The organism is Leisingera caerulea DSM 24564 (assembly GCF_000473325.1).
Lineage (GTDB): Bacteria > Pseudomonadota > Alphaproteobacteria > Rhodobacterales > Rhodobacteraceae > Leisingera > Leisingera caerulea.
The window spans coordinates 1-3,098 of the sequence record NZ_KI421515.1; the positions used below are offsets into that span (position 1 = coordinate 1).

The window sequence follows — 3,098 nt, forward strand, 5'->3', positions numbered from 1 at the left end:
AGCTCCAGCAGCGCCACCGCGCCAAAGCCGCCCGCATCGGCACCGGCCAGCGCGTCGCGCTGCTGGCCGCCCAGGCTGCCGCCGTCCTGCAGCTCATAATAGGTCAGGTCGCCCTGGCTGGTCTGGCCCTGCACCAGCCGCACCGCACCGCCCGCATTGGCCAGCTGGAACGGGCCGGTGCGCAAGGATGCCTCGCCATGCAGCTGCTGGCCCGCCAGCTGCGGCAGGCTGCCATCGCCGGACAGCTGCCAGCGGCTGATGCCGCCATTCAGGCCCGTGACGGCATAAAGCGTGGCCTGGCCGTCCTGCACCGCGATTTCCAGATCGCGCAGACCGGTGCCGAAAATCAGATCCTCTGTGCCGAACCGTCCGGTGAATGCCAGTGCCATGACCCGCTCCTTTGCGCTTGCGATCCAGGGCTCAGGCTGGCGGGCCCGCCGGGCGCAAAGCGGGAAGCAAAACGGGCGAAATCAGGGACATTGTTTACAGATTGACGACAATTGCGCGAACAGGCCGGGAACGGGGCAGGAACAGGCGCCGTTGCGTCCCCGGCGCACGCCCCGTTAGCGCCCGCTTGACCCGGCTCTGGCACTCTGGCGCGGATCCCGTTTCCCGCCACTGCCGGAGCCCGTGCCCCATGACCCAATCCTCGCCGATCCTTGCCCTGCCCTATCTGATGCCCTCCCAGGCGCAGAAACATGTGACCCACAACGAAGCGCTGCAGCTTTTGGATGCGCTGGTGCAGCTCAGCGTTCAGGGGTTCGATGCCGCCACCCCGCCCGCCAGCCCGGCCCCGGGCGAGACCCATGCGCTGGGTCCGGCGCCGCAGGCGGCCTGGGCCGGCCATGCCGGCGAGATCGCGGTCTGGCAGGGCGAGGGCTGGCTGTTCCTTGCCCCCCGCCCCGGCTGGCGCGCCTGGAGCCTGGCGGAGGCGGAGCTGCGGGTCTGGGACGGCAGCGCCTGGATCCTGCCGCCCGCCGCCACCCAGAACCTGGCCCGGGTCGGCGTCGGCACCGCCGCGGACGCCGCCAACCCGCTGTCGGCTGCCGGCCCGGCAACGCTGCTGACCCATGCCGGAGCGGGCCATCAGCTCAAGGTGAACAAGGCCGCCAGCAGCGACACCGCCTCCGTGCTGTTCCAGTCCGGCTGGAGCGGGCGGGCCGAGATGGGGCTGGCGGGCAATGACGATTTCTCGGTGAAGCTCTCCGCTGATGGCAGCAGCTGGAGCACCGCGCTGGCGTTGACGCCAAACGGCCGCGCGGGCCTCGGCACCGACAGCCCGGCGGCGCATCTGGAGATCCTGGGCGGCAGCGACGACTACCTGCTGGCAGGCGATGGCAGCACCGGTTTCCGGCTTGGCGCGGACGGCAACGGCAGCTGCTCCGGCGCCTGGTCCGGCGGCGGCGCCGATTACGCGGAATGGTTCGAATGGGCCGACGGCAACCCCAGGGCCGAGGACCGCCGCGGCCTCAGCGTGGTGCTGGAAGGCGCCAAGATCCGCCCGNGTCGTTCGGGCTCCAGTGAATATCTTCCGGCGGAACGCCGCGGTTGTCATGCAGAAAGGCGGCCGATAGATGCAAGTCCACCTGCTCATAGCCCGCGTCCTTGAGCGCCTGGGCCACCATGTAGGTGCCGGACTTCGGCAGCGTGTTGACCAGCACGGGCGGCAGGCCGGGCCGGGCCGGGGCCGCAGCAGGCGCCAAGCTCAGCGCCGGCTCCAGATAGTGGTTGCCCAACCCGTACGGGCGGAAAACAAGCGGCTGATCCGCCAACGGCGCCACGCTGGAGGTCACCTTCCCTTGTCCGTCCAGAAATGACAGAACTCCGCCCTCATAACGGTAGTGTGACTCATTGGCGTTGTCATAGGTGGTGACCCGGCCGTCTTCGGCAAAAGTCATGAACCCGTAGGGCCCGTGGCCCACCGCGCCGAACAGAAAAACGGTACGGGTAAGGGAGCTTGCCTGGTCTGCGTTCATCCTGGTCTGGTCCTCGCCGACGGCCACGCTCAGGCGATGCCGCGTAGTTTCTTGAAGCCGCGCATCACCGTGCGCAGCGGTGTCGTCACCCGCCAGGATACGCTGTTGCGCATGTAATCTAGCTCTCCTGACATGTCCCGGGCGGCGCGGGTTTCATGCACGATCCGGTCCAAGTCATGCAGGCTGATCTCGGTGACATGGTCGGGCCGATGCCGCGCCGGCGCTTCGCCGATAACCGGCGCCGCCGACATGATGCCGGTGCCGCTCATCACCCCGGCAATGCGCAGCGCATCCAGATAGCTGCCCGGGATCATCACCTCCGGCGGCGCGCCACCGTCCTTGATTCGCTCCAGCCAGCCGTCCCGCGGATCGGAAATGCCGCGTTCGGCAAACAGCGCCGCGGCCCGATCGCAGAACGTATTAACAATCTGGCGCCGCTCGCGCGGGGTGAACAGCTTATGCTTCTGGCCGCTGTTCTCAACCTGAGTATAAAAGGTGCGCAGGATGTTCTGCCGAACCGACTGGTCCTGCACCAGAAGCGAGGTGATGCGGGCGATTTCCAGCTGCGCGTCGCAGGTCGAGGGGTAGCGGGTGTCCTCGGTCAAGCTGATCTGCTGGGGCGGCACATCCAGGCCGCATTTGTCTAGGAAGGCAAGGGTCAGATCGTCATAGCCCTGCAGCGCTTCTTCAAACGAGAACAGCACCGCTTGGTTGCCGCAGGCCTCCTCGGCGGCGCCCACAATGGCGCCAAAGTCCAGCAGAATCATGTTGTTCACCAGGAACTCGCCAGGGGTTTGGTAGGCCAGCGGGGCGCCATTGCCGGAGATTTCCCGGTAGTAAGATTCCAACCAGGCGTCGGGCTGGCGGTACATGAAGACCGGCGTCACCGCGCCGATCTCGCTCAGCGCCTCCACCACCTGGCGCATCCGCCGGGCGCGGGACGCATAGGGGGCATCGGGCTGGCTCAGGTTTTCTGCCGAGATCACTACTGTGTGGCATTGCGCACCCAGGATCTCGCCCTTCAGCCGCTCGATCAGCGCGCCGCCGGACTGGAACACCGAGGTGACCAGCGCCTGGTGCCCCGGCAGCCCGCCCGCGCGCACTGGCTCCTTGCCCTCGACG

The 3,098-nt window shown here is 67.8% G+C and carries 2 protein-coding genes and 1 pseudogene; 1 reads left to right on the forward strand and 2 read right to left on the reverse strand.

The window, feature by feature from the left end; all coding sequences use genetic code 11:
* Positions 1 to 389: pseudogene (locus CAER_RS28605) on the reverse strand (hypothetical protein); the annotation flags it as partial.
* 287 nt (positions 390 to 676) lie between these two features.
* Here CAER_RS28605 and CAER_RS28610 point away from each other — a divergent pair.
* Positions 677 to 1,609, forward strand: a complete 933-nt coding sequence (locus tag CAER_RS28610; RefSeq protein ID WP_457911921.1) for a DUF2793 domain-containing protein — start codon at positions 677 to 679, stop codon at positions 1,607 to 1,609.
* Between the two features lie 396 nt (positions 1,610 to 2,005).
* Here the strand turns inward: CAER_RS28610 and CAER_RS30105 are convergent.
* On the reverse strand, positions 2,006 to 3,098 hold a 1,093-nt coding region (locus tag CAER_RS30105), incomplete at its 5' end, for a hypothetical protein (RefSeq protein WP_161631114.1).